The organism is Nitratireductor alexandrii (genome assembly GCF_004000215.1).
Classification (GTDB): Bacteria; Pseudomonadota; Alphaproteobacteria; order Rhizobiales; family Rhizobiaceae; genus Mangrovimarina; species Mangrovimarina alexandrii.
Genome location: NZ_RBVY01000034.1, coordinates 1 through 1,174 on the forward strand (window position 1 = coordinate 1; position 1,174 = coordinate 1,174).

At 61.5% G+C, this 1,174-nt stretch carries 1 protein-coding gene; it reads left to right on the forward strand.

What is annotated here, in order from left to right:
• The first annotated feature begins 15 nt into the window (after positions 1 to 15).
• Positions 16 to 1,115 (forward strand): IS3 family transposase gene (locus EP380_RS23395; RefSeq protein ID WP_127601232.1). Its coding sequence is split into 2 segments (ribosomal slippage): positions 16 to 268 and positions 268 to 1,115, totalling 1,101 coding nucleotides; the frame shifts between segments, so codons are not numbered across the junction.
• Positions 1,116 to 1,174: the final 59 nt, after the last annotated feature.

The following is a 1,174-nucleotide window of genomic DNA, read 5'->3' on the forward strand; positions in this document are numbered from 1 at the left end:
CACGGAGACGGACGAATGAAGCGTTCACGGTTCACGGAAGAGCAGATCATAGCGATCCTGAAGGAGCAGGAATCGGGGGTGAAGACCGCCGATGTTTGCCGCAAGCACGGCATCTCGGAAGCGACCTTCTACAAATACAAAGCCAAGTTCGGCGGCATGGAGGTGTCGGACGCCCGGCGGCTGAAGGCTCTGGAAGACGAGAATGCCAAGCTGAAGCGGTTGCTGGCCGAAGCGATGCTCGACAACGCTATGCTGAAGGATGTCGCCACAAAAAAATGGTGATGCCCGATGCCAGGCGGGATGCGGTGGCTCACCTGTGCGCAGTGCACGGTGTGAGCCAGCGTCGGGCGTGTGATGTGCTCGCGGTCGACCGGTCGAGCGTGCGTTATCGCAGCGTGCGTCCGGACGATGCGGCGGTGAGAGCTGCAATGAAGCAGGTCGCCGCGGAGCGCCGGCGCTTCGGCTATCGGCGCATTCACGTGATGCTGCAACGACAGGGGATCGCGATGAACCTGAAGAAGCTCAGACGCCTTTACCAGGAAGAGAAGCTGCAGGTCCGTAAGCGCAGCGGTCGCAAGCGGGCCCTGGGAACGCGCCGCCCCATGCTTGTGCCGGAACAGGCGAATGAACGCTGGAGCCTGGACTTTCTCAGCGACGCCTTCACCGACGGCCGCCGCTTCCGTGTGCTGGCCGTTGTCGACGACTTCACCCGCGAATGCCTGACGCTGATTGCAGACACCTCGCTTTCCGGCCGGCGCGTGGTTCGCGAACTCGATCCGGTCATCGCCCGTCGCGGCCGGCCGAACACGATCGTCAGCGACAACGGCACCGAGCTGACCAGTATGGCCATACTCAAATGGTGCCAGGAAACCGGCATCGAATGGCACTACATCGCCCCGGGCAAGCCCACGCAAAATGCCTTTGTCGAGAGCTTCAACGGCCGCTTTCGCGATGAACTGCTGAACGAGACGCTGTTCTCGTCACTTGCCGAAGCCCGGACCGCCATCGCCAACTGGAGGGAGGATTACAACAACCACAGACCACACTCAGCTCTCGGCAACGTCCCGCCGGCCGAGTTCGCCACGAAAATCAGGCTGGAAATGCAGGCCGCATAAGGCCAGAAATGAAACCCAGGACTCTCCAAACAACTGGAGGGACGTCAGGGCTCAGGTCA